This is a genomic window from Actinokineospora auranticolor (assembly GCF_041897805.1).
GTDB classification, from domain to species: domain Bacteria; phylum Actinomycetota; class Actinomycetes; order Mycobacteriales; family Pseudonocardiaceae; genus Actinokineospora; species Actinokineospora auranticolor.
In genome coordinates this window covers 5839472-5863446 of record NZ_CP154825.1, presented here as the reverse complement: position 1 = coordinate 5863446, position 23975 = coordinate 5839472, and the positions used below count along the sequence as shown (strand labels likewise).

General features: G+C 73.7%; 20 protein-coding genes and 2 pseudogenes. 14 read left to right on the top strand and 8 right to left on the bottom strand.

The genetic code is table 11. The features are described 5' to 3' along the window. Positions 1-18: 18 nt before the first annotated feature. Together V5P93_RS25555 and V5P93_RS25550 are read right to left on the bottom strand one after the other, a co-directional pair. Positions 19-432: a hypothetical protein gene (locus V5P93_RS25555; RefSeq protein ID WP_104481039.1), complete on the bottom strand. Its 414-nt coding sequence runs from the start codon at positions 430-432 to the stop codon at positions 19-21. A gap of 190 nt (positions 433-622) precedes the next feature. Then, the gene (locus V5P93_RS25550; RefSeq protein WP_104481038.1) at positions 623-1339 is read right to left on the bottom strand and encodes a zf-HC2 domain-containing protein; all 717 of its coding nucleotides are present in this window, start codon (positions 1337-1339) and stop codon (positions 623-625) included. Between the two features lie 64 nt (positions 1340-1403). On the opposite strand from V5P93_RS25550, the gene V5P93_RS25545 reads away from it, so the two are divergent. After that, positions 1404-1961 carry a sigma-70 family RNA polymerase sigma factor gene (locus tag V5P93_RS25545; protein WP_181043671.1) on the top strand — a complete coding sequence of 186 codons (558 nt, stop codon included), beginning with the start codon at positions 1404-1406 and terminating at the stop codon, positions 1959-1961. Between the two features lie 7 nt (positions 1962-1968). On the opposite strand, the gene V5P93_RS25540 is transcribed toward V5P93_RS25545, so the two are convergent. Then, positions 1969-3174, bottom strand: a complete 1206-nt coding sequence (locus V5P93_RS25540; RefSeq protein ID WP_104481036.1) for an argininosuccinate lyase — start codon at positions 3172-3174, stop codon at positions 1969-1971. Then, positions 3171-4232 carry a pyridoxal-phosphate dependent enzyme gene (locus V5P93_RS25535; RefSeq protein ID WP_374065078.1) on the bottom strand — a complete coding sequence of 354 codons (1062 nt, stop codon included), beginning with the start codon at positions 4230-4232 and terminating at the stop codon, positions 3171-3173. Before V5P93_RS25535 ends, V5P93_RS25540 begins: the two co-directional genes overlap by 4 nt. 153 nt (positions 4233-4385) lie before the next feature. Here V5P93_RS25535 and V5P93_RS25530 point away from each other — a divergent pair, with 153 nt between their 5' ends. Beyond that, positions 4386-5528 carry an MFS transporter gene (locus tag V5P93_RS25530; protein ID WP_104481035.1) on the top strand — a complete coding sequence of 381 codons (1143 nt, stop codon included), beginning with the start codon at positions 4386-4388 and terminating at the stop codon, positions 5526-5528. Here V5P93_RS25530 and V5P93_RS25525 read toward each other — a convergent pair. Then, positions 5501-6253, bottom strand: a complete 753-nt coding sequence (locus tag V5P93_RS25525) for a class I SAM-dependent methyltransferase (protein WP_104481034.1) — start codon at positions 6251-6253, stop codon at positions 5501-5503. The two genes, V5P93_RS25530 and V5P93_RS25525, sit on opposite strands and share 28 nt — an antisense overlap. Before the next feature lie 200 nt (positions 6254-6453). Here V5P93_RS25525 and V5P93_RS25520 point away from each other — a divergent pair, with 200 nt between their 5' ends. Genes V5P93_RS25520 through V5P93_RS25510 form a run of 3 tightly spaced genes read left to right on the top strand, consistent with a single transcriptional unit; the run spans position 6454 to position 9781 of the window. Then, positions 6454-7527, top strand: a complete 1074-nt coding sequence (locus V5P93_RS25520) for an iron ABC transporter permease (protein WP_245931488.1) — start codon at positions 6454-6456, stop codon at positions 7525-7527. After that, positions 7524-8576 carry an ABC transporter ATP-binding protein gene (locus tag V5P93_RS25515; RefSeq protein ID WP_245931486.1) on the top strand — a complete coding sequence of 351 codons (1053 nt, stop codon included), beginning with the start codon at positions 7524-7526 and terminating at the stop codon, positions 8574-8576. The genes V5P93_RS25520 and V5P93_RS25515 overlap by 4 nt, the downstream gene beginning before the upstream one ends. After that, positions 8573-9781 carry an ABC transporter substrate-binding protein gene (locus V5P93_RS25510; protein ID WP_104481031.1) on the top strand — a complete coding sequence of 403 codons (1209 nt, stop codon included), beginning with the start codon at positions 8573-8575 and terminating at the stop codon, positions 9779-9781. Before V5P93_RS25515 ends, V5P93_RS25510 begins: the two co-directional genes overlap by 4 nt. Here the strand turns inward: V5P93_RS25510 and V5P93_RS25505 are convergent. Then, positions 9778-10515: a class I SAM-dependent methyltransferase gene (locus V5P93_RS25505; protein WP_104481030.1), complete on the bottom strand. Its 738-nt coding sequence runs from the start codon at positions 10513-10515 to the stop codon at positions 9778-9780. The two genes, V5P93_RS25510 and V5P93_RS25505, sit on opposite strands and share 4 nt — an antisense overlap. 344 nt (positions 10516-10859) lie before the next feature. On the opposite strand from V5P93_RS25505, the gene V5P93_RS25500 reads away from it, so the two are divergent. The 4 genes and pseudogenes from V5P93_RS25500 (at position 10860) to V5P93_RS25485 (ending at position 16753) form a co-directional block, all read left to right on the top strand. Further along, positions 10860-12050 carry a cytochrome P450 gene (locus V5P93_RS25500; RefSeq protein ID WP_104481028.1) on the top strand — a complete coding sequence of 397 codons (1191 nt, stop codon included), beginning with the start codon at positions 10860-10862 and terminating at the stop codon, positions 12048-12050. A 13-nt stretch (positions 12051-12063) separates the two neighbouring features. Further along, positions 12064-12396: pseudogene (locus tag V5P93_RS25495) on the top strand (hypothetical protein); the annotation flags it as partial. 129 nt (positions 12397-12525) lie between these two features. Beyond that, positions 12526-13995 carry an NACHT domain-containing NTPase gene (locus V5P93_RS25490; protein WP_181043670.1) on the top strand — a complete coding sequence of 490 codons (1470 nt, stop codon included), beginning with the start codon at positions 12526-12528 and terminating at the stop codon, positions 13993-13995. A 778-nt stretch (positions 13996-14773) separates the two neighbouring features. Beyond that, positions 14774-16753, top strand: a complete 1980-nt coding sequence (locus V5P93_RS25485) for a methyl-accepting chemotaxis protein (RefSeq protein ID WP_104481025.1) — start codon at positions 14774-14776, stop codon at positions 16751-16753. A gap of 652 nt (positions 16754-17405) precedes the next feature. On the opposite strand, the gene V5P93_RS25480 is transcribed toward V5P93_RS25485, so the two are convergent. Next, positions 17406-17813: a hypothetical protein gene (locus V5P93_RS25480; protein WP_104481024.1), complete on the bottom strand. Its 408-nt coding sequence runs from the start codon at positions 17811-17813 to the stop codon at positions 17406-17408. A gap of 35 nt (positions 17814-17848) precedes the next feature. Here V5P93_RS25480 and V5P93_RS25475 point away from each other — a divergent pair. The 5 genes and pseudogenes from V5P93_RS25475 to V5P93_RS25455 form a co-directional block, all read left to right on the top strand. Continuing rightward, positions 17849-18247: pseudogene (locus V5P93_RS25475) on the top strand (molybdopterin cofactor-binding domain-containing protein); the annotation flags it as partial. 85 nt (positions 18248-18332) lie between these two features. Continuing rightward, positions 18333-19391: a xanthine dehydrogenase family protein molybdopterin-binding subunit gene (locus V5P93_RS25470; RefSeq protein WP_374066551.1), complete on the top strand. Its 1059-nt coding sequence runs from the start codon at positions 18333-18335 to the stop codon at positions 19389-19391. Then, on the top strand, positions 19385-20176 hold the full coding sequence (locus tag V5P93_RS25465) for an FAD binding domain-containing protein (RefSeq protein ID WP_181043669.1): 792 nt from the start codon (positions 19385-19387) through the stop codon (positions 20174-20176). Before V5P93_RS25470 ends, V5P93_RS25465 begins: the two co-directional genes overlap by 7 nt. Then, positions 20173-20634 (top strand): (2Fe-2S)-binding protein, encoded by a 462-nt coding sequence (locus tag V5P93_RS25460; protein ID WP_104481021.1) that lies wholly within the window; start codon positions 20173-20175, stop codon positions 20632-20634. The genes V5P93_RS25465 and V5P93_RS25460 overlap by 4 nt, the downstream gene beginning before the upstream one ends. Next, positions 20627-21883: an MFS transporter gene (locus V5P93_RS25455; RefSeq protein ID WP_104481020.1), complete on the top strand. Its 1257-nt coding sequence runs from the start codon at positions 20627-20629 to the stop codon at positions 21881-21883. The genes V5P93_RS25460 and V5P93_RS25455 overlap by 8 nt, the downstream gene beginning before the upstream one ends. On the opposite strand, the gene V5P93_RS25450 is transcribed toward V5P93_RS25455, so the two are convergent. Next, positions 21862-23781: an ABC transporter ATP-binding protein gene (locus V5P93_RS25450; RefSeq protein WP_104481019.1), complete on the bottom strand. Its 1920-nt coding sequence runs from the start codon at positions 23779-23781 to the stop codon at positions 21862-21864. The genes V5P93_RS25455 and V5P93_RS25450 overlap by 22 nt on opposite strands. Positions 23782-23975: the final 194 nt, after the last annotated feature.

The following is a 23975-nucleotide window of genomic DNA, read 5'->3' as shown; positions in this document are numbered from 1 at the left end:
AGATCAGGGGAGTGTTCATCAGGTGGACTCCAGATGCGGGACGTGCGTGGTCGCTGAGACCAACTCTCCCGCCGCCCACTCCCCGTTCGTTCCCGCTTCGTTCCCGCCCCCGGTACCGCCCGAACCTCGGGATACCGGGCGGATCCCACCCGACCGGACTGGGCGGTCAGCGCTCGTGGCGTCCGGCGGGCAGCGCGGGAGCCACGGCTCCGGCCGGTGCTCCCGGGGCGCCGGGAACCCGCGGTGCCGTTCGCCGCCGGGCAGGAGTGCCGGTTCGGGGCCGTAGTCGGGCTTCGCCGCGGTGAGCAGGGCACGGGCCAGGGCCGCGCCGGTGGAGCGGTCGACACCGAGACCGCGGCGCCGGTCCTCGTCGTGCGAGCCGAGGACCGCGCGCAGGTCGAGGGCGGCTCGAACCAGCGCGTTCCCGGGCATCCGCCTTCAGCGCGCGCACGCAGGCGCGCGCGTCCCCGGCCGGGCCTGACAGCGCGCGGGCCAAGTCCGGCGTCGACTCGGCCGTCACCGCGTGCTCGGTCCGGTGCGGAGCCCGCCGCGGGCACGGCCGAGCCGGTCGTTGGACCTGGGCGATGTCACGGCGGCCTTGCCAGGGGCCGCCCGGTTGTTGTCAGGCGGCTCGCTTGGCGGTGGGGCGCAGGTGTCGGGGTTTGCCGTCGCGGCCGGTTCGGCGGGTCGGCTCGCCCGCGGCCGGTTCGCCCGCCGCGCCCTCGTCCGACCCCGGCACCCTCGCCCCCGGGGTCGGTTCGGCGCGGACCGCGCGCGACACCAGGAACAGCAGGACCAGCCCCGTGACCACCGGCAGGTGCGACGCCACCCGTTCGACCGTGGCGGTGCCCGCGACCAGGTCCCGGACCGAGAACGCGACCAGGACGCCCACGAACCCGATCAGCGTCGGCAGCAGCCCGGCGGCCCGGTCGGCGCGCAGCGACGCGACCAGCAGGCCGACGCCCAGGGCGAGGTTCCAGGCGGCGCCCTCGTTGAACAGGTGGCCGGCGAGGTCGTGGCCCGCGTGGCCGCCGGACGCGCCGGTGAGCAGCTGGGACAGGGCCAGGCCGAGCTGCACCAGCGCGACCACCATCAGGGCCAGCCGCTGGGGGAGGGCGACCGGGAGGGCGCGGGGCGGGGACAGCACCGACGCCACCAGATCGGGGACCGGTTCGGCGGGGCGGACCCGGATCATCCTGGTCACCGCCTGGGCCTGGGCGTGCCAGGTCGCGCAGGCGGCGCACTGCGCGAGGTGCGCGTCGACGGCCTCGGCGGGCCGGGGCTCGACCTCGCCGTCGAGGCGCGCCGAGAGCGATTCACGGCAGGTATCGCATTCCACATGAGGAATTGTCGCCTCTCACCCCGTAGTAGTTCCCGATCAGGTGCGGTTACGATCCGATCCTGTGACGATCTCCCCCGACGACGAGGTGACGCGCTGGGCGCTGGCCGCCCGCTCCGGAGACCGCGCCGCGCTCGAGCGCTTCGTGCGCGCCACCCAGCGCGACGTGTGGCGGTTCGTCGCCTTCCTCGCCGACGCCGACGTCGCCGACGACCTCACCCAGGAGACCTACGCCCGGGCGCTGGGCAGCCTGCGCGGGTTCGCCGCCCGCGCGTCGGCCAAGACCTGGCTGCTCTCCATCGCCCGCCGCGTGGTCGTCGACCAGGTCCGGATGGCGCGGTCCCGGCCGCGGGTGACCGCGGGCGCGGTGTGGGAGCAGGAGGTCGACCGCCGCTCGGCGGTGACCGGTTTCGAGGGCGCGGTGGAGCTGACCCTGCTCCTCGACGCCCTCGACCCCGACCGCCGCGAGGCCATCGTGCTCACCCAGGTCCTGGGCCTGAGCTACGCCGAGTCCGCCGAGGTCGCGGGCTGCCCGGTCGGCACCATCCGCTCCCGGGTCGCCCGCGCCCGCGAGGACCTCGTCCGCGCCGTCGCCGCCGACTCGGCCAGCGAGGCGGGCTGACCCCCGGTCACGACACCGCCGCGCTGGGTTCCCGGGCCATCACCACTGGGGTCACTCCGCCCGCCGCGGCGAACGCGCGGTGCAGGGCCAGTTCGGCGGTCGGTCCCTCCGCGAAGACCAGGCCGGTGCACGAGCGCTGGTCGGCCAAGTGCTCCAGCACGTCACCCGGGCTCGCCGTCGGGTACCAGCGCGGCGCGCCGGGCAGGTGGGGGAGTCGGTCGAGCCCGGTCCAGCCCTCCAGCACCCCGGCCACGCGCGGGTACAGCGCCACGAACGCCGACGCGACACCCGGCCCCACCGCGTCGTCCAGCAGCCCCGGCCGAACGCCCAGCGCCACCTGAGCCATCGCGTCGTAGACGTTCGTGCCCAACCCCCGGCACAGCGCCTCGCCGACGAGCGCCCCGCCGATCCGCGCGTTGACCTCCACCACCTCCGGACCACCCGCCGTCAGCACGAACTCGGTGTGCGCGAACCCCCGCTCGTGCCCGGCCGCCGCCAGCACCCGACCGATCCACGCCGCCAGCTCCGCCGCCTCCTCCGCCGGGAACGCCACCGGGAACGCGGACGCCTCCTCCCGCCGCACGGGCTCGGGGGACAGGTGCCTGCTGAGCATCCCGAGCAGCCGCGTCCGGCCCGCCCAGGTGATCGTCTCGGCGCTGTAGAGCGGACCCTCGAAGTACGGCTCGGCCACCAGGTGCCCCTTGAGCGGAACCCCGACGGCCGCCAGCAGCGCGGCGTCGCGCTCCGCCGGAGTACGGCACAGCCACACCGCCCGCGACGACGTGCCCGCGGAGTCCTTGACGATCAAGGGGAACACCGACGCGGTCACCGGGTCGAGCGGGCCGCTGCGGCTGAGCCCGTGCTCGCGCAGCCGCGCCCGCACCACCCCCTTGTCCCGCAACGCGCGCACCGCTTCCGGCGCCGGGCCGGGCAGACCGAGGCGGCGCGCGAGGTCCGCCCCGGGGATCGCCCACGTGTCGGTGGAGCCGATCAGCCCGGCGAGACCGGGTTCGGCGCGCAGCGCGCGTTCGCACGCGTCGACGTCGGTCGTGTCGATGTCCACGACCCGCACCCGGTCGCCCACCGACGCCAGCTCGTGCCGGTACACCGACCGGTCGCCGGTCAGCAGCACCAGGTCGTGCCCGGCGGAGTCGGCGGCGTCGGCGAGCCGACCGAGGCCGAAGGTGAGGGCTTCCAACAGGGCGATGGTCACGGCACGGGGTCCTTCCGGGGGCCTGGCACGGGGACGGCCGGGCGGCGCGCCCAGTCCAGGGTGGCCCACGGCGGGGCCAGGTCGGTCAGCGACGTGATCTCGGCGGGCGCGAGCCGCGCGGGGTCGAGGGCCTCGCGGTGGCGGGTGAAGACGCGCTCGGTGTAGCGGTGCCCGGTGTCGGCGCCGATGACCACGTGCGTGCGCGCCGGTTCCCGCCCGGCCTCCCACGCGGCGACCAGGTGCGCCGCGCCGGTCGACAGGCCCGCGAACACGGCGTGCTCCCGCATCAGGCCGACCGTGGCGGCCATGGCGTGCTGGAAGTCCAGCCAGTGGATCCGGTCGTACAGCTCGTGGTGCACGTTGTCGAACGGGATCGCGCTGCCGATCCCGGCGATGATCGCGTCCGGGTCGGTGAACCGCTCGCTGCCGAAGCTGACGCTGCCGAACGGCTGCACGCCCACCAGCCGCACCCGCGGGTCGTGCGCGCGCAGCGACCTGGTCAGCCCGCCGGTGGACGCGCCGGTGCCGACGCTGCCCACCACCGTCAGCGGTTCCCCCGGCAGCGCGCGCCGCAGCAGGTCGGCGAGGTCGGCGTAACCCAGGTGGTGCAGCGGGTCGTGGTACTGGCGCATCCAGTGCAGGTCCGGGTCGCGCGCCAGCAACTCCTGGACCAGCCGCACGCGCCGGTGCTGGTCCAGCAGCAGGTCGTCGGTCGGCGGCATCCGGTCCACCGTCACGCCGAGGATCTCCAGCTGGGCGCGCATGGCGTCGCTGACCGTGGTGGACGCGACGATGCGGCAGCGCAGCCCGTAGCGGTGGCAGGCCATCGCCAGGGCGAGCGCGTAGATGCCGCTGGAGCTGTCCACCACCGTCTGCCCCCGGCGCAGCACCCCGGTCTCCAGCAGGTGCCGCACCGCGCCGAGCGCGGAGTACACCTTCAGGGTCTCGAAGCGGACCAGCACGGTGTTCGGCGTGAGCCGGATGAGCGCGGGCGCTTTGATGGCGTCCGTGACGTGTTCGTGGACCGGCGGGGCCGGAGCGGTGATGTGGTCGCGCACGGTTCGCACCTCCCAGTGGATCAGTCCTATCTGGTCGTCGACCGACCCCCTGGGGTTCCCGGGAGTGACGAACCGGTCGCGCACAGCGGGAACTTCACACGACCGTGGCTCGACCTCTGACCGGACGAGGACTGGCGGAGCGGGAGGCTGTGGATGGGTGGGCGGACCGCGCTGATGGTCTACGGGTGCCTGGTCAACGTCGGCACCTTCGCGGTCTACCCGTACCTGGCCGTGGTGCTGAGCGACCGGTTGGGCGCCGGGATGGCCCAGGTCGGCGTCGTGCTCGGCGCGGCCACGCTGGTCCAGTTCGCGGGCGCGCCGTTCACCGCGGCCGTCGCCGAACGCGTGGGGCTCAAGCGATGTCTGCTCGCCGCGACCCTGCTCTACGGCGCCGCCGCCGTGCTGTACCTGGTCGGCGCGAGCAGCCCGGTGCTGACGGTGCTCGCCCTGTTCACCGCGTGCGGCGCGGGTGCGCTCTATTCGCCTGCCTACCGCGGTTATCTCGTGCACTCGGCGACCCCTGAGCAGCGTCCGCGCGCCCTGTCGGCGGGCAACGCCGCGGGCAGCCTCGGCATCGCGCTGGGACCCGTTCTCGGCGCGGTTCTCCTGCACGAACCGGCCCGGCTGTTCACGCTCAACGCCGCGCTCTACGGCGCGTTGGTGGTCGGACACCTGTTCCTGGAACGGGAAACCCCCGCCGAGACGCGGGTCGAGCCGTTCCGCCGCGTCCTGCGTGGCTTGGCCGTCAAGCCATTCGCGGTCACGGTGCTGACCCACTACCTGTACATGCAGTTCTACCACTACCTCGCGCCGTTCACCGAGGACCGGCTGCCCGCGATGGCTTACGGGCTGGTCATGATGGGCTACTCCCTCGGCCTGGTCGCGGTTCAGCCGATGGCGGCGAAATGGGTCGGCGGCGTGCGCTACCCCGTGGTCGCGGTGGTCGGCTTCGCCTGCATGGCCTTGGGTATGTCGGCCTTCACCACCGGCCACGTGGTCGGTGTCGCGTTCGGCGCGGCGGCGATGAGCGCGGGTACGGCGGTGCTGTTCCTCAAGAACGACCTGGCGGCGCTTGAGGGCTCGTCGCGGTCGGCCACGGTGACCTTCGGGCAGCAGCGGCTCGCGGCCGGGATCGGCGCGCTGCTCAGCGGTGTGGTCGGGGGCGCCGTCTACGGGGTGTTCGAAACCGTGTGGCTGCCGGGGTTCTGGCTGGCCGTGGCGGCTCAGTGCGTGCTGCTGCCGTTGCCGCTGGTCGCGCGCCGGGCCCGTCAGGAGTCCGCCGTGGGCTTGCGGTAGACGGTGACGTAGTTGCCCTCGCCGCGGAACGGTTCGCGCTGCCAACCACCCCAGCGGTACGCGCGGTCCAAACCGGCGAGCCGGGCCATCAGGTCCAGTTCGGTCGGCCAGGCGTAGCGCATGAACGCCGGTGCCAGCCGGATGCCGTCGCCGGTGATCAGCACGTGGTGCCCGTCGAGCCGCTGGGCCACCGGGTCGTGCCGCACGGCGACGAGCCGCACCCGGTCCAGCCCGACCTGGTGGGTCTCCAGCGTCTGGTCGCGCACGTAGCGGGCCACGTCCGGCATGGGCGTCTCCAGCACGAACAGGCCGCCGGGCAGCAGGCGCCGCGCGGCGTTGGCGAAGCAGCGCACCTGCTCCTCCTGCGTCGTCAGGAAGAAGAACGTGGAGAACACGACGAACACCACCGCGAACCGCTCATCGGTGCCCGGGTCGACATCGGCCATGTCGCCGATGACCACCGGGATCCGCGCCCCGCCCGGCTTGGCCCGCATCCGCGCCACCATCGCCTCGGAGGCGTCCACACCGCGCACGTCGACGCCCCGCGCGGCGAGCGGGATCGTCACCCGTCCGGTACCGACGGCCAGTTCGAACACCGGCCCCGGCGGCGCTTCCCCGACCAGTTCCACCAAGCCCCGCACGGCGTCCGCCGGGTCGTGCGCGGCGTGCCAGTCGTCGTAGACGTCGGCGTTCAGGTCGCCGTAGGTCCCCGGCCCGTGCTCCATGAAGTCCTCCCCGCGGTGGTCCGCCCCACTGGTCGGTCGACCGATCGGTGGAGTTCCCGACCTGGTGCGTATCGGTCGACCGATCGGTGGAGTTCCCGATCCGGTGCTGATCGCGATCATGGGAACCGGAAGGTGGACCGGTCCGACCCCTGTGGGGGAAGCGGCGGGGAGGAACAGGGTGCGCGGTGACGAGTAGCGGCGTGGCAGACGAACAGGTGACCGCGCCGCCGAGAACCCGGAGAGCCGGGTATGTGAGCGGGCTGTTCGCCCTGTTGGTGGCGTTGGTGGCGGTCGCGTCCGTGGTGCTGCTGGCCCAGGGGTCGATCGCGATCCCGATCGGCGAGGTGCTGCGCGCGCTGACCGGCCAGGGTACGGAGTCCGACCTCAGCCGGACGATCGTGCTCGACGCCCGGCTGCCCAAGGTGGTCACCGGGCTGCTGGCGGGCGCGGCGCTCGCGGTCGGTGGGGCGCAGATGCAGACCCTGTTCCGCAACCCGCTGGCCGACCCGTTCGTGCTCGGCGTCAGCTCCGGCGCGGTGCTCGGCGCGGCGGTCGTCATCCTCGGCACCAGCGGCGTGGGGTGGCTGGCCGGTCTCGGCGTGGTCAGCCAGCTCGGGGTCACCGGGGCCGCCGTCGCGGGCGCGGCCGGGGTGCTGCTGATCGCGCTCGGCATCGCCCGGCGCGTCGGTGACCCGGTCGTGGTGCTGGTCGTCGGCGTGATGCTCGGCTACCTGGCCGGTGCCCTGGTCGACATGCTCGTCTACTACACCGACCCGGACCGGTTGCAGGCCCTCGCCGGGTTCACCCGGGGCTCGGTGCGCAACGTGACCTGGGACGAGTTGGGCGTCATCGCCGCGTCCTGCGGGGTGGTGCTCGTCCTGTCGGTCTTCCTCGCCCAGCCGCTCAACGCCCTGCTGCTCGGCGAGCGCTACGCGGGCAGCCTCGGGGTCAACGTCCGCCGGGTGCACTTCCTGTGCCTGGCCAGCGTCGCGGTGCTGTCCGGGATCACCACCGCCTACTGCGGTGCCATCGGGTTCGTCGGCTTGGCCGCGCCGCACCTCGCCCGGGGGCTGCTGCGCACCTCCGACCACCGGCTCGTGCTGCCCGCCTCGGCGCTCATCGGCTCGATCATCGTGCTGGTCGCGGAGTACGTCGCGGGCGGCAACGGGCTGACCGCGACGTCGTTGCCGCTGAACTCGGTGACCGCGTTCGTCGGCGCGCCGGTCATCCTGTGGGTGCTGCTCTCCGGCCGGGCCAAGCGGAGCGCGCGGTGAACGCCCCCGCGTTGCGGGCCGTGGCGCTGTCGGCGGGCTACCGGCGTCGCCGCCGCCCCACGACGACGGTGCTGCGCGACGTCCACCTGGCCGCGCGGCCCGGCGAGCTGATCGCGTTGATCGGCCCGAACGGCGCGGGCAAGTCGACCCTGCTGCGCACCCTCGTCGGCGCGCAACCCCCGCTGGCGGGCCATGTCCTGCTGGACGGGCACGACCTCGCGTCGCTGTCCCCCCGGCAACGGGCCCGGCGGCTCGCGGTCACGCTGACGGAGCCGGTCGACGTGGGGCAGATGAGCGCCGAGGAGGTCGTCGCGCTCGGCAGGCTGCCGTACCGGTCGTGGCTCGGCCGCGCGGCCGACCGGGACCGCGCGGCGGTGGACCGGGCGCTGGTCGACGCCGGGGTCGAGGACCTGCGGAACCGGCCGCTGACCGACCTGTCCGACGGCGAGCGCCAGCGCGTCATGGTGGCCCGCGCGCTGGCGCAGGAACCCGCGGTGCTGGTGCTGGACGAGCCGACGGCCTTCCTCGACGTGGCCCGCCGCATCGAGTTGGCGGCGATGCTGACCCGTCTGACCGCGACCACCGGCGCCGCGATCATCCTGTCCACCCACGACCTCGGCTTCGCGCTGCGCCGCGCCGACCAGGTGTGGCTCGTCGGCGACGACGCGACGGTGACCGCCGGTGCCCCCGAGGACCTCGCGCACGGCCACGCCGTGGCCCGGGTTTTCGCGGGGGAGAACATGTCCTTCGACGACGCCGCGGCCACCGTGGTCGTCGCTGATCACACCGTGCCCGGCGCGACCGTGCGGGTCGACGCCGACGGGCGGACGCGGCAGTGGGCCGAGCACGCGGTGCGGCGGGCGGGGTGGTCTCCCGGTTCGTCCGCCGAGCACGTGCTCCGCGTCGAGGACGGCACGCCGTGTCGTTGGCGCGCCGAGGGACCGGTGCGCGCCGACGGGGTCGGATTCGGTTCCCTCGTCACACATCTGCGCGACCAGACCGCGACCGCCGCACTCCAGCCCCACGGAAACGCAGGAGCAGCACAGTGAACAGAGTCATCCGACTGGCCGCGGGCTTGTCCGCCTTGGCGTTGGTCCTCGCGGGCTGCGGGGGCACGGCTCCCGCGGGGGCGCGGGGGAGCGCGCCGGGTTGCGTCACCGAGTACGCGCAGGGGAAGGACTACTTCCCGGACAAGAGCGCCGTCGAGGAGTCGGAGCTGTGGGACATCGCGTACCACGGGTCCTACAAGACGATCACCTTGAAGGACACGGAGAACGCGGCGGGTGGGGAGCTGCGGTACGTGCTCTACCAGTGCGGCACACCGCGTCCCGAGGCGGCCGGTGACCTCGCGGGCGCGCTGTTCGTGCAGGTGCCGGTGACCACTGTGGCGGTCACGTCGTTCAACGCGCTCGCGATGGTGGATCGGCTGGGGAAGAACGGCAGCGTCAAGGGGCTCAGCGGGCAACTCCTTGGCAACGCGAAGAAGGACAAGTGGTACGCGGGCGTCGTCCAGCAGGCGGGCAACCCCCTCTCGATCGGCGAGTACACCGACCTCAACCGCGAAGCCGTGCTGGGACTGGGCAACCAGGTGATTCTCATGTCCGGCTTCGGACCGGGCTTCGACGACATCAGCAACGCCCGCGCGGCGGGCTTACCGGGCGTCAGCGTGTCCAACCGCCTGGAGCGCACCGCCCTCGCGTCCGCCGAATGGATCAAGATGGTCGGCGCGTTCTACAACGCGGAAGCCGCCGCCAACACCGAGTTCGCGGCGATCAAGTCCAGGTTCACCGAGGTGGTGGCCGCCGTGTCCGGCAAGGTGAACAACCGCAGAGTCGGGTACGTCAGCGTGTGCCCGGAGAAGAGCTGCGACTTCATGCACGGCCACGGCGAACAGACCCTGGTCGGCCGCCTGCTGTCCGGCTTCGGCGTGACCAACGTCTTCGCCCGCGACAACAACGCCCCCAACGGCAAGCACTACGACTTCGAACAGGCCATCGGCGCCGCCGCCGACGCCGACTTCTTCATCGTCTACGACCCGGCCGCCCAGGCCCGCGCCACCATCGACGCGGACCCCAGGATGACCCGCTTCCGCCCCATCCGCGACGGCGCGTACCTGGTGGGCGCGGACGCGAACTTCCAGGAGTGCCGGGCCAAGACCTACCTGGACGTGGACCTGCTCACCCGCGACATCGCCATCGGCCTGGCCCCGGACCTCTTCCCGGGCGCCAAGGCCACGTGCTTCGTCCGCCCCTAGGCGCGCGTTCCCCGCACGATCAGCCTCCGCGCGTGGTTGTCGTAGGGCGAGCCGTCGAAGTCGCCGAAGCACTCGACGTCGGTGAACCCGGCTTCGGCGAACAACGCCCGCAGTTCGGCGGCGCTGTAGAGGGTGGAGTGGAGGGAGGCGTGCCGCACCTCGGCACCGCGCACGTAGGTCCAGTCGCTGCGCAACCGGGTCCAGCCGTCCAGGACGGTGTCGCGCATGAACACGGTGCCGCCCTGGACATCCACGGCCTGGGGGCGGCCGACCCAGCCCGCGAACACCTCCTTGCCCATCAGGTCGACCAGCAGTCGCCCGCCCGGCGCGAGAGCCGCGTGGGCGTTGCGCAGCACGGCCAGGTTGTCGCCGGGGTCGGTGAAGTAGCCGAACGAGGTGTACATGCTGATCACCAGGTCGAACCCGCCTGGCGCGACGGGTTCGCGCATGTCCGCGCGCACCAGCGTGACCTCGACCCCGGCCCGCGAACAGGCTTCCCGGGCGCGCGCGAGCATCGCCGCGCTCAGGTCCACCCCGGTGACCACCGCGCCCGCCCGGGCCAACGGCACGACGTGCGTCCCGGGCCCACACCCGAGATCCAGCACCCTTTGCCCAGCCACCAGCCCGAACAACGGAGACTCACCGACCAACCGCTCGGCCTCGGCCTCACGGCGGGGCGGGAACATCACGTCCGCGAACCCCACCCACAGGTCGTCGTCCTCGTACCAGTTCATCGCCCGCTCCCTCGTGGATCGCCTCCGCCCAGTGGTCGTCGGCGAGGTTCGTCCGGTTCCCGTGCTCCTCACCCCCAGCCGCGAACCCGCCGGCCACCCGAAACCGACCCCCGTCCGACTTCGGAACTCCCGGTCCCCGTCCCGTGCTCTCGCGGCCCGCCGGAACCCGTTGCCCCGCAAGGCACCCCTGCCCGTTCGGACCTGCCTGCCCGGCACCGCCGCCGGTTTCGCGTCCGCCGACCGCCCGGCACCCTCGCCCGCCCGGAATCCACCGCTCATCCGGAACCCCGCCGCGTGCCCGTACGACCACTCCACCGACCCGGAAACCTGACTGGGGGAAACCGATGCGACCCGCCCGGCCGTACCCGTTCCGCGAGCCGTCCGCACTGGAACTGGAACCCGAGTACACCGACCTGCTCGCCCACGAGCCCCTCAGCCGCGTCTCCCTGCCGCACGGCGGCGACGCCTGGCTCGCCGTCCGGCACGCCGACGTCCGCGCCGTGCTGAGCGACCCCCGCTTCAGCCGCGCCGCCCTCCTCGACCGCGACGTCCCGCGCACGTCCCCGCGCCGCCTCACCGACCCCACCCTGCACACCGTCGACCCACCCGAACACACCCGCCTCCGCCGCCTGGTCGCCACCGCCTTCAGCCCCCGGCGCGTCGCCGAACTGACCACCCACGCCCAGCGCGTCGCCGACGGCCTGCTCGACCGGGTCGAGGCCCAAGGCCCACCCGCCGACCTCATCGCCGACCTCGCGGTGCCCCTCCCCGTCGCCGTCATCTGCCAGATGCTCGGCGTCCCCGTCGCCGACCGCGAGCGGTTCGCGGCGTGGATCGACGTCGCCCTCGCCACCACCGCCTACCCCGCCGACGAGATCCACGCCGCCTTCACCCGGCTCAACGACTACATCGCGGCTTTGGTCGCCGATCGCCGCCGCACTCCCACCGATGACTTGCTCGGTGCGCTCGTCGAGGCGCGCGACACCGGGGGCCGGCTCAGCGAGGAGGAACTCGTCGCCCTGGGCGTGACGCTGCTCTACGCGGGACTGGAGACCACCACCAGCGAACTCGGCAACGGCATCCACACCCTGCTCACCCACCCCGAGCAGTTGGCGGCCCTGCGCGCCGACCCGTCCACCCTCGACCGCGCGGTGGACGAACTCCTCCGGTTCAACCCCCTGGTCACGTCGGCGGGCTTCACCCGCGTCGCCCTGGCGGACGTGGAACTCGGCGGCGTGACCATCCGAGCGGGCGACGCGGTCATGGTCCACCTCGACGTCGCCAACCGCGACCCCCGCGTCTTCCCCGACCCGGACCACCTCGACCCGACCCGCGCCCCCAACCCCCACCTGGCGTTCGGCTTCGGCCCGCACTACTGCGTCGCGGCCCAACTGGCCAAGGCCGAACTCCGCGTCGGCATCGGCACCCTCCTCGACCGCCTCCCCACCTTGACCCTCGCGGTGGACCGGGAGTCGTTGACCTGGCGCCCGGGCCGCATGGCCCGCGGCCTGCACCGGCTACCGGTCACCTGGTGAGGCCGCACGGCTTCTGCTGAGCGCGCGGCACTCTCGGAGGCCTGCTCGGTTTTGGATCCGCTCGTCCGGCGCCTGCTCGGCGAACACCAGCGGCGGATCCGACCTGTCCGACTCGGCCTTCTCCGGGGTCGACGCCGATCCGCGGCGGTTGGCGGCGTACCTGAGAGCCCAGCGGCCGCGGGCCGCGCTCGTGGCAGGCCTCGGTGAAGGCGGGACGCGCTTCTACGACAGGCTCCTGGACGAGTGTTGTTCGATCTTCACCCAGCTGGCCGTGCAGACCGCGCCGTTCGCGCCGCGGGGGATCGTCGAACTACTCAATCGAACCTCCTCACTCGGCGTGACAGTCGAACAGATCCTGCACCGGATGCCGGTCGCCACGCTGGACGCGCCCGATGGGGCGGATCGCGACGAGGAGTTCCTACGACGGTATCTCGAACACGTGGGGAGAACGCTGGATACCGTTGAGCTGTTCGGGGTGAACGTTCGGACGTACCACCCGTCGACTCCGCTCAGCGTCGCCTGCATCAGCCTGACGGTCGCACCCGACGCGACTCCGGCTCGTTCGGTTCACCCGGCGCAGCTCGAGCGGAACTCGCCGTGGGGCAGGCTCGCCTCGCTGGCCGGTGGGGTCGCGGACGCGGCGAACGTCCAGGTCGAGCAAGCGCTCAACGGCACCTCGCGATTCCTGCTCCGCGGCGAGGCGGGTTCCGGGAAGACCACGCTGCTGCACTGGCTGGCGGTGACCACGGCCCGGCGCGCTTTCGGATCCGACCTGGCGGACTGCAACGAGCGCGTGCCGTTCTTCATCAAACTCCGCAGCTACGCCGGACGCCGCCTGCCCGCCCCGGAGCAGTTCCTGGACGGTGTGGCCGACCCGCTCGTCGCGCTGATGCCCGCGGGCTGGGCGCACCGCCAGTTGGCGGCGGGGCGCGCCCTGCTGCTCGTCGACGGGGTCGACGAACTCGCGGCGGAGGACCGCCGGTCGGTTCGGGACTGGGTCCGACAACTGGTCCGCGTGGACTCGGACAACCGCGTGGTGATCACCGCGCGCCCACACGCCGCCACGGCTCGGTGGCTGCTCGCCGAGCAGTTCGGCTCGGCCGTCCTGCAACGGGTGAGTGTGGCCGACATCCGGGAACTGGTCACCCACTGGCACGACGCGATCCGCGGTGTTCCCGACTTGCCCTGCGCTGTCGAGGAAGTGCCGGTGTACGAGCGGGCCCTGCTGGCCCAGCTGGACTCGAGCCCGCACCTGCAGGGGTTGGTCACGAACCCGCTGTTGTGCGCGGTGCTGTGCGCGATCAACCTGGACCGCCACAGCACGTTGCCCCCGGACCGCATGGGCATCTACGCCGCCGCCCTGGACATGCTCCTGGAGAGGCGTGATGTGGAGCGGCAGATCCCCGCCGACGGTTCGCAGAGCCTGTCGGCGCGCGACAAGACGTACCTGCTCCAGTACCTGGCTTGGCGTTTGTCGATCAACGGTCGCAGCGAGTTCGCGCGTGACGACGCGGTGCTCCGCCTCGGTGACCGACTCGGCAGCATGCCGCTTCTCGCGGCCGACGCGGCTGCCGTGCTCGACCACCTGCTCCAGCGCAGCGGTGTGATCCGGGAGCCCGCCGGGGGGCGAATCGACTTCGTGCACCGCACGTTCCAGGAGTACCTGACGGCCCGCGAGGCCGCCGAACACGGCGACGTGGGGTTGCTGCTCGACCACGCCCACCGGGACAACTGGCGGGAGACGGTGATCATGGCGGCGGGGCACGCCAACGAGCCACGCGCTGCTCGACGGCCTGCTGCTCCGGGCGTCCGCCGAGCCCCGGCACGGTCGAGCCCTGCGGCTGCTCGCCGCGGCCTGCCTGGAGACCGTGGGCCCGCTGGACCCGGACCTGCGTGCTCGCGTGGAGCCGTGCCTCCGGCGCCTGATCCCGCCACGGCGCGGTGAGGAGGCCCGGTCCCTCGCGTCCGCGGGACCGGCGTTGCTGGTGCACGCGCCCCGCGACCTCGTCGCCTTCTCCGCCGAAGCGGCGAGCGCGATGATCGAGGCTGTCGCGCTGCTGGGGAACCCGCAGGCGCTCGACCGATCCGCTCGTTGAACCACCTGCGGGTCCTCGGTCTGGACTGCGGTGGGATAACGGACCTGGGCGCGCTGGCCGAGATGAGCGGTTTGCACACCCTGCGCATACGCAACGCGCCCGCGACTTGTGACTTGTCAGCGCTTTCCGTTGGACGCGCCGAAATCCTGGTGTGCGATCAAGACCTCTGGCGACGGTGGCGATCGGTGTTGCCGGACCGGCTGTCCCTGTGGCGCCCGCGTTCCTACGAGTAGTACGTACGGCACCGACCGTCAAGGCGACTTGATCGGGGAGCACCCTGTGCCCACCGCGTCCGCACCGTCACCGCGCGCGGTGGAGGTGCGCTGACCGAGGGCCTGGTGCGGTCCGGCGTCCAAGAGGTCCTGCTGGCCGCGCTCGCGCTGATGCTCACCGCACCCGCTCGACGTCGAGGCGGGCGTGTGCGCAGGCGAACTGCTCGTCACCTGGGGGTACTCCCCGTCCGCCCACGACGCGGCGACGGTGGAGCGGCTCGCCGCCGAACACCTGGGCCACGTGCGAGCGCTGACCGGGTAGCACCCTCGTGCGGGACTACCTCATGGCCGCCGCGGTCCGGCCGATACCAGGGCTGAACCGCCGGTGGTGTCCACCTAGAGGGAGAGCACGCGCATGTCGAGTTTCCGGGGCCGTCTGCTCGTCGTGCTCGTACCGGTCGTGGTCATCGGCCTGGCCGTGCTGTCCACCTTCGTCGTCCTCAGCGCGACCTCGCTGGAGGAGGACGCCCAGCGGGGGCACGGCCGCGACGTCGCCGAGAGCCTCGCCCGGCAGGTCGAGACCCAGATCGCGGCGGCGCGCACCGCCGAGCGCGCGATCGTCGCCACCGGTGGCGCCCTGCCGACGGCGAACCACCCGCTGCTCGACGACGTCATCCGGGGGACGCTCGCCGCCACCTCCGAGATCTACGACATGTACCTGTGTTTCGACGCCCCCGGCGACCCGCGCTACCCGCTCGCGGGCGTCTACCAGTACCTCTGGATCAAGGACACCAACGGCAACCCCGTCCGCCAGGAGCTGGACGACGCGGCGAACGCCGAGGCCATCACCTACTCGTGGTACACCGAGCCGAAGCGGACCGGCAAGGAGAGCGTCGTCGAGCCGTACTACGACGAGAACCTCAAGGCGCTGATGACCTCGGTGACGGCGCCGATGGTGCGGGACGGGCGGACGATCGGGGTCGCGGGCGTCGACGTCACCCTCGACCAGCTGTCCAAGAAGGTCAGCGCCGCGAAGGTGTCCGACCACGGCTACGCGATCCTGCTCTCCGGCGCGGGCACCCTGCTCGCCGCCCCCGACGCCTCGGTCGTGGGGTCCAAGACGCTGGAGCAGGCCGCGTCCGAGCCCGCCCGCGCGACGGCGACGTCCTTCCTGGGCGCGTTGGCCAAGAGCGGCAGCGGCACCATGGACGGCAAGAACCCGTTCGGGGGCGACGCCGACGACGCCGTGCTGACCTGGGCGCCCGTCGAGGGCACCGGCTGGACGCTGGCCACCGTGACCCCGATGAGCGACGTCCTCGCCCCGGTGAGCGCGCTGCGGACCAAGCTGATCGGCTTCGCGCTCGGCATCGCCCTCGTGCTGCTCGCGACCGTCTGGTTCACCACCCGCAGGCTGACCGCCCGGATGCCCGTGCTGCGCGCCGCCGCGCTCGACATCGCCCGCGGTCGCCTGGACGTCACCCTGCCGCGCGCCGGGCGCGACGAGCTGGGTGAGCTGTCGGGGGCCTTCGGCGAGATGGTGACGACCCTGCGCGGCACCGCCGGGCACCTGCGCCGGATCGCCGACGGGGACCTGGCCGCCCCGGTCGAGCCGCTCGGTCCCGACGACGAGCTCGGCACCGCGCTGGTGGAGATGCAGCGCGGGCTGACCGCGTCGGTGCGGGCCGTGGTGGAGACCGCCGAGGTCCTCTCCGGGTCGGCCGAGGCGCTGCGCGACCAGGCCGACGAGCTGCGCGACAGCGCGACCGTGACGCACACCCAGTCGGAGGCGGCCAGCATGGGCGCGTCCGAGTTCAGCGCCAGCGTCGGGGAGATCGCCTCGTCGGTCACCCGCGGGTCGGCGCTCGCCGACGACGCCGAGCAGGCCGCCGCCGTCATGGCCGGGCAGTTGCAGAGCCTCGCCGGGTCCTCGGCCGCCATCGCGGGCGTGGTCGACGTGATCACCCGGATCGCCGCCCAGACCCACCTGCTCGCCCTCAACGCCACCATCGAGGCGTCCAGGGCGGGCGAGGCCGGGCGCGGCTTCGCGGTCGTGGCCACCGAGGTCAAGGGCCTCGCCGAGTCGACCACCACCGCGACGGTGAGCGTCACCGAGCGCATCGCCGCGATCCAGTCCGACGTGGACGGCACCGTCCAGGTGATCGAGCAGATCAGCACGTCGATCCGCGACATGGCGCTGATGCAGGGCACCATCGTCGCCGCGGTCGAGGAGCAGTCGGCAGCCTCGCTCGCGGTCCGGGAGAGCATCGGCCACGTCGCGAACGTCGCCGCCCGCACGGAGACCAACGTCCAGGCCAGCCTCGGCCTGGCCGACGACCTGGCCAACGCCGTCGAGCGGTTGGAGCAGGTCAGCAAGAGCTTCCGCCTGCCGAACTGACCGGACCCGCCCAGGGCGGCGCGCGACTCCATGACCGGTCGCCGGGGTGGTTCTCGGCCCCGGTCATCGAGTGCGGGTGATCCCGGGGCCCGGTCGGAGTGGACCGACCCCCGCGCGGGCTCGCGGCCCGGGCGGCTTCGCGAGCTGGTGGCGGTGGCGTCGCCGACGGCCGCCCAGGCAGGCGGTGGCAGTCGGATCCGGCCGACCGGGCTCCGCCGGTGGCCGACCACCGGCGCGCCGACCCCACCACGCGCCTGCTCGGGCCGCTGGCGGGTGGCTCGCACGCCGACGCGCGACGCGGTCGACGAACCGCGGGCGCTCCACCACCCCGTCGGTCGCCGTCGACTCCGATACCCACCTGGTGATCGCGACCGGTGGTCACAACCGGGCAGCCGCGACGACCGCGCCGCCTGCCTCGCCGACGCGCTCGACGGCCGAACCGACATGGCCGGCGGCGGCAGGCCCGCCGAACGGCAGGACGGGCCCGACACCGGTCACCGGTCGATCCTCGCCCGCGCCGAACACTCCCGACCCGGAGGAAGAACCGGGCGATCCCTCGCGACCACCCCCGCCCCCGTCGTCCGCGCACCCCACCGTCACCGGCTGACCGAGAACGCTCGACCCGAGCGCGAGATCGGTCGCGTGCCTGCCCTCATGGCTGGACCAGGAAGTCCAGGAGGGTGGCCGCGACCTTGGCCTCGACCGCCGCCGGTGCCGTGGCGTGCCGGAATCGCTGGGAGGCCAGCAGCGAGAGCAGCCACCAGGCGGCGGCCTCGGTGTCGAGGGTGGCGCGCAGGTGGCCGTCGGCCTGGCCGCGGCGCAGGAGCGCGGTGATGGCGGTGGCGAAGCGCCGGGTGGAGTCGCGGGCGGCGGCCTCGATCACCGGCTCGTCGGCGATGCCCGCCGCGTCGGCGAAGATGGCGCCGACGCGGCCCGCGCCGTGCACGTCGGCGAGGTGGTCCGGGGCCAGCAGGTCGCGCAGCAGGGTCGGGACCGGCACCGGGCTCGCCGTCAACCGGTCGAGCACCCCGCACACCCGGTCGGCCGCGCGCCCGACCACGGCGGCGAACAGGGTCGCCTTGGTGCCGAAGTTCTGTGGCCGGGTCGGACCTCGTCGTGGCCGAGACCTTCGAGGTCGCGGGCGCGCAGCACGTGTGCCTGGAAACCCACTGCTGCCGGGCGGAACCGCGGGGGGCGGGGATCGACATCTGGTCCAACACCCAGTCGCCCGGCGAACTGCGGGTGCTGGTGGCCGGGGTGCTCGACCTGCCCGAGGCCGAGGTCCGGATCAGGAAGGTCGACGAGGGCGGCGGTTTCGGCTGCAGGCAGGACATGTACGAGGAAGCGCTGGTGGCCTGGGCCGCCATCGCCTTGGCCCGACCGGTGCGCCTGACCTACGACCGCACCGAGGAGTTCACCGCCACCAGGCGCAGGCACGGGCTCCGAGCCCGGGTCCGCCTCGGGGTCGCCGCGGACGGTCTGGTTCGCGCGGTCGACGTGCGCGCGGTGCTGGACTCCGGCGCGTACGGCTCGCACGCGCCGTACGTCGCACGCGCCGTACGTCGCGGGCGCCGTCGCCCTGACCGCGAAGACCATGCTCCCCGCCGCCCACCACCGGTTCGTCGGGGAGGTCAAGCGCACCAACACCCTGCCCGGCGGCGCCTACCGCGGCTACGGCGTGGCCCAGGCCAACTTCGCCATCGAGACGGCCGTGACCGCCGCCGCGGCGCGGCTCGACCTCGATCCCGTCCTGGTGCGCCTGCGCAACGCGCCCGCGCGGCTCGCGCACTGCTTGCGGGTCGGGAGCGCGGAGTTCGGGTGGCCCCGGCGGGCCGAGCGGCGCGGCGAGACGCGCGTCGGGCACGGTGTCGCCACCGCGGTCAAGGCGACGGTGACCGGCGAGGAGTCCGAGTTCAGCACCGCCTGGGTCGAACTCGACGGCGACCGCGCGACCCTGTTCACCGGGACCTGCGACAGCGGCACCGGCTCGTCCACGGTGCTCGCCCAGGTCGTGGCCGAGGAGTTGGGCCTGCCCGTCGAGTCCGTCCGGGTGCTGGAGGGCGACACCGCGACCACACCCGCCGACGTGGGCAGCGCCGCGCAGCGCAGCGTGCTCCTCGGCGCGGGGGCGGCGCGGGACGCGGCACGCGCCGCCCGGCGCGCGCCCGGTGAGCGCGTCACGTTCCGGGCCGGTCGCGCACCCGCCAGCTTCTGCGCCTGCTTCGTCACGGTGGCCGTGGACGTCGAACTCGGTGTGGTCGCGGTCGAGGAGTGCCTGGTCGTCACCGACTGCGGACGGGTGCTCAACCCGTTGGGCGCGGCCGGGCAGGTGCAGGGCGGGGTGGTCCAGGGCATCGGCCTGGCGCTGATCGACCGCTGCCCCTCGACGGGCGTCACCACCATCCAGGAACACGGGGTTCCGCTGGCCACGGACGTGCCGTCGGTTCGCGCGCTGTTCGTCGGGGACCCCGCGCCCGGGGCGCCCTACGGCGGGCTGGGGCTGGGTGAGCTCCCCATCGTCCCGGTCCCGGCGGCCATCGCCGGTGCGGTCGCGGACGCCACCGGTGTCGTCCCGACCACGATGCCGATGCGGCCCGAGGTCCTGTGGTCCGCGCTGGCCGGGACCCGGGGGTGCTGAGCCGCGCCGCGCCGCGGCGGGTCCTGCGCCCCAGGTCCGTCGAGGAGGCCGCGGCGGTCCTGGCCGACCTCCCGGCGGCCGAGGTGCTGGGCGGGGGAACCGTGGCGCTGCCGGACTGGCGCCGCCGCGGCGCGCCGGAGTTCGCGGTGCACCTCGGGGCCGTCGTGGAACCGCGCCGCCTCGGGTCGCGCGAGTGCGGTGCGCTCGTGACGCTCGACGAGCTGACCCGCGACGCGCGCGTGCCCACCGCGCTGCGCCAAGCCGCGGCCTCGGTCGGCGGGCCCGCGGTGCGGGCGATGGCGACCGTCGGCGGGAACGTCGTCGCGGTGCGACCCGGCTGCGTCGCCGTCGCGCTGCTCGCCGTGGGCGCGGTGGGGGAGGGGCGCGACCGCGGCGCGCCGGGTGAATCCGCGACTTTCTCCCTCGATGATTTATTTGACTCGACCGATCGTCTGCTACTTTCGACGCACTGGCAGTCCACCACCGAATCCGCGTTCGCCAAGCTGGCCGTCAGATCGGCCGGTGGGCCGAACGTGGTCAGTGTCGCGATAGGACGGACCGCGGACACCCGGGCGATCGCGATCGGCGGTCCGGGCACTCGACCGCACCGCGTCGCCGCGGCCGAATCCGATTGGGGCGAAGGCGCTTCGGCGGCCGATGTCGCGCGTGCCGCCGCCGTCGGGGCCTTGGTGGCCGACGACGTGACGGCGACCGCGCGGTACCGGCGCGCCGCGGTGGAAACGCTGGTGCGACGGCTGATCACCACGATCGAGGAGGGCGGATGACCACGGCCGAGGTCAACGGCAGACCACGGGACCTACCGGAGGACGGGCGCTGCCTGGCCGACTGGATCCGCGACGACCTCGGCCTGACCGGGACCAAGATCCCCTGCGGCAGCGGGCATTGCGGTGGTTGCTCGGTGCTGCTCGACGGGCGACCGGTGCTGTCGTGCAGTACCCCGGCCGTCGTGCACGAGGACGGTCGGATCACCACGGTGGAGGGACTGGCGGCACGGCAGGACCCGTTGTTGCGGAGCTTCGTCGAACACGGTGCCGCGCAATGCGGTTACTGCACGGCGGGAATGCTCGTCGCCGCGCGCGCATACCTCGACGAGTGCGGCGGCGCCGCGCCGGACGAGGCGGGCGCGCGCCGCGCGCTGTCCGGGAACGTCTGCCGGTGCACCGGGTACACCGCGATCGTGGCGGCCGTGCTCGCCGCGGGAAGGGAGTGCTCCGGTGCGTGAAACCCTGCACAACCTCGGTCTCGTCCGCCGGGACCGGGTGTTCCGCCGGTTCTGGTTGGGCATGCTCATCTCCCGCACCGGGGACGCGTTCACCACGGTCGCCCTGTCCTGGCTCGTGCTCACCGTGGCGAGCCCGGCCGACCTCGGTGTCGTGCTGCTCTGCTTCGGCCTGCCGAGGGTGCTCAGCGCCCCGATCGCGGGCAGGCTCCTCGACCGCGCCCAACCCCGGGTGCTGCTGGGGTGGGACAACGCGCTCCGCGGTGTCCTCATAGGACTTGTCCCGTTGCTGCACGCCACGGGGGTCCTGCGCGTCCCGTTCATCTGCGTGATCGCGGCCTGCGCCGCGGTGCTGTCCGCGTTGACCGAGGTGGCCGAGGGCGCGTTGGTGCCCAGGCTGGTCGCCGACGGCGAACTGGAGGCGGCCAACTCGCTGCTGGGGATGAACTGGGAGATCGCCTACATCGCCGGTCCGCCGCTGTCCGGGCTGCTGGTGGCCTGGATCGGGGCGCCCACCGCGCTGGTCGTCGACGCGTTGTCCTTCGGCCTGATGAGCGCGCTCTGCTTCGGTCTCCCGGAGAACGCGCGGGGCGCGGACGCGGCGGACGGCGACTCGCGGGGGCTGCTCGGCAAGTGGCTCGGCGTCGGCGCGCTGGTCCGCCTCCCCGCCGTGCTCGTGCTGACCGCGTCGACCGTGGGGTTCCTGTTCCTGCAGGGCATGTCGGAGGTGTTCTTCCCGGTCTACAGCCGCACGGGCCTGACCGCCGGGCCGGGGGGCTACGGCGTGCTGGTCGGCGCGGCGGGCGCGGGCGCCCTGCTGGGGGTGCTGTTCGGACCGTCGGTGTACGGGAAGTTGCGCCCGCACCTGCGGATGTCCGCCGTCCTGGTCGTTGGCGCGCCGCTGTTCGCCGCCCTCGCCCTCGTGGACAGCCTGGTGGCCGGGGTTGTCCTCATAGGACTCGCGACTTTCCTCTGGGGACCGTACTACGTCTTCGAGCGGTCGCTGGCCCAGCGGCTGACCCCGGACGGCGTGCGGGGCCGGGTCATGGGCGCCCGCACGGCCGTCACCTCGGTGGGGTTCCCGCTCGGCAGCCTGACCGCGGGCTGGCTGTTCGCCCACGCCGACGTCGGACCGGTCATCCTGGCCATGGCGGGTGGCTACGCCGCGCTGGGACTGCTCCCCCTGCTGTCGCGGTCGCTGCGCGACACCGCCCCGTCCGCGCCGCCCGCTCAGGTGCCCGAGTCCCGGTAGGCAGACGCCTGCGTCTCGTACATCTCCCGGTACAGACCGCCCGCCGTGATCAGCTCGTCGTGGGTGCCCTGCGCCACGATCCGCCCGCCCGCGAGCACCACGACGCGGTCGGCGGTGCGCACGTTGGCCAACCGGTGGGTCACCAGGATCGTGGTCCGGGTCGTCCCGGCTCCGTCCGCGCAGGCGTTGCGCAACGCCTCGAACACCCGCGCCTCGGCCTTGGCGTCCAACGCGGCCGTCGGCTCGTCGGCCACGAGCACCGGCGCGTCGCGGTAGATGCCGCGGGCGATGCCCAGCCGCTGCCACTGCCCACCCGAGAGGTCCCGGCCCTCGCGGAACCGCCGGGAGAGCAGCGTCCGCGCCCCGTGCGGCAAGGCGTCGACCACCTCGTCGGCGCCGGACAGCAGCAGCGCGCGCCGCCACCGCGCGCCGTCCCGGTCCACGTGGTCCAACCGGCCCATGCGCACGGCGAGCGCCGCGGTGACCGGCCACTCCGCGGGCGTCTGCGCGATCACCGCGACCCGCTCGTGCACGCTGCGCGGGTCCGCCGTCGCCAGGTCGACGCCGTCCCAGGTCACCGAGCCCGCCGATACCGGGTACAGGCCCGTGATGAGCTTGCCCAGGGTGGTCTTGCCCGAGCCGTTCTCGCCGACCAGGGCCACGACCTCGCCGCGCCGGATGGTCAGGTCCACCTCGGCCACCGCGGGCCGGTCCTGGCCGGGGTAGGTGAACGAGACGCCCGCGAGCCGGATGACCCCGGGATCCGCCGGGGCGGGCGCCGGGCGCACCCGCGTCCGGCGCGCCGCGGCCTCGGCGAGGAACCCCCGGTACAGGTCCAGGTGGTGGGAGTCCTCGTGGAGCAGGTTCACCGCGCGCAGCGACTCGGCGAGTGCCGCCGACGCCGAGCGCATGGCGATCACCGCGGTGCCCGCCACGGCCAGCGGCAGCACACCGGTCCACAGCAGCAGCGCCAGCACACCGAAGGACGCCGCCGTGCCCAGGCCCGCGACGCACCTGCCGACCAGGCGCACGAGCGCGCTGCGGCGGGCGAGCCGGGTCTCCAGCACCACGAGTTCGCCGGTGACCCGGTCGTACTCGGCCATGAGCCGGTCCTGCAGCACCAGCGCGTGCCGCTCCAAGGCGAACGGGCGGGCGGTCGCCGCCTCCCGGACCACACCCTTCACCAGCTGCCGGGTCACGGTGTCGAGGAAGTGCCGCCGGTTGAGCCGGGCCACCCGGTGCGCGGCCCAGCCGTCCGCGCCCGCCGCGAGCAGCAGCGCCGCGGCGAGCAGGGGGTGCAGCACCGCCGTGCTGACCAGGGCGGCGACCAGCGAGACCAGCCCGGTGGCGAGGCCGGTGACCTGGCGGACGCCGTTGTCCACCGACTCCACGCCGTCGGTCCCCGCGCGCCGGGCCAACTCCTGGAAGTCGGCGTCCTCCGCGGCGACCAGCGGCGCGTGGACCGCGCTCTCCGCCACCGCCCGCTCCGCCGCCCGGGTGACCAGCGGGCGGAGCGACCCCTCGACGGCCGAGGCCGCCGCGCCCAGCAGCGCCTTGCCCGCGTAGCACGCCACGACGGCGGCCACCGCGGGCGACGCCGCCGCCAGGCGGTGCTCGGTGGAGCCCGCCGCCAGCAGCGCGGTGAACAGCTCCGCGGTCGCCAGGAGACCGAACGCGGCCAGGAAACCCACCAGCACGTGGGCCGCGAACGCCGCGGCGGTGAGGGCGCGAGACGCGCGCCAGGCGAGCACCGCGACGCGGGCCACCACGGCGGGGACGGCGCGCGTCGAGCGCCAGAACCCGGTCGCGGCGACCTCCTCGCCCAGCCGCGCCCACTCCGGGACGCTGAGGCGCTCCACCGCGAGCAGGGGCTCGCTGCCCCCTTCGCCATCCGGCATTCCCACCAGTTGCCCCCGCGTCAGTGAACGTTCCCCCTGGCCGTTCCCGAGTCTAATGCGAAAGGGTCGAATGTAATAAATCCGCGTCGCAGTTCTTCGTGTCCGCGCTGGTCATGGCCGTGGCGATTAATTATTAATCAACGCGGGGGGAGGCCGGTGCTTGTCCGGATTTGTGGGCTGGGCGGCTTGGGGGC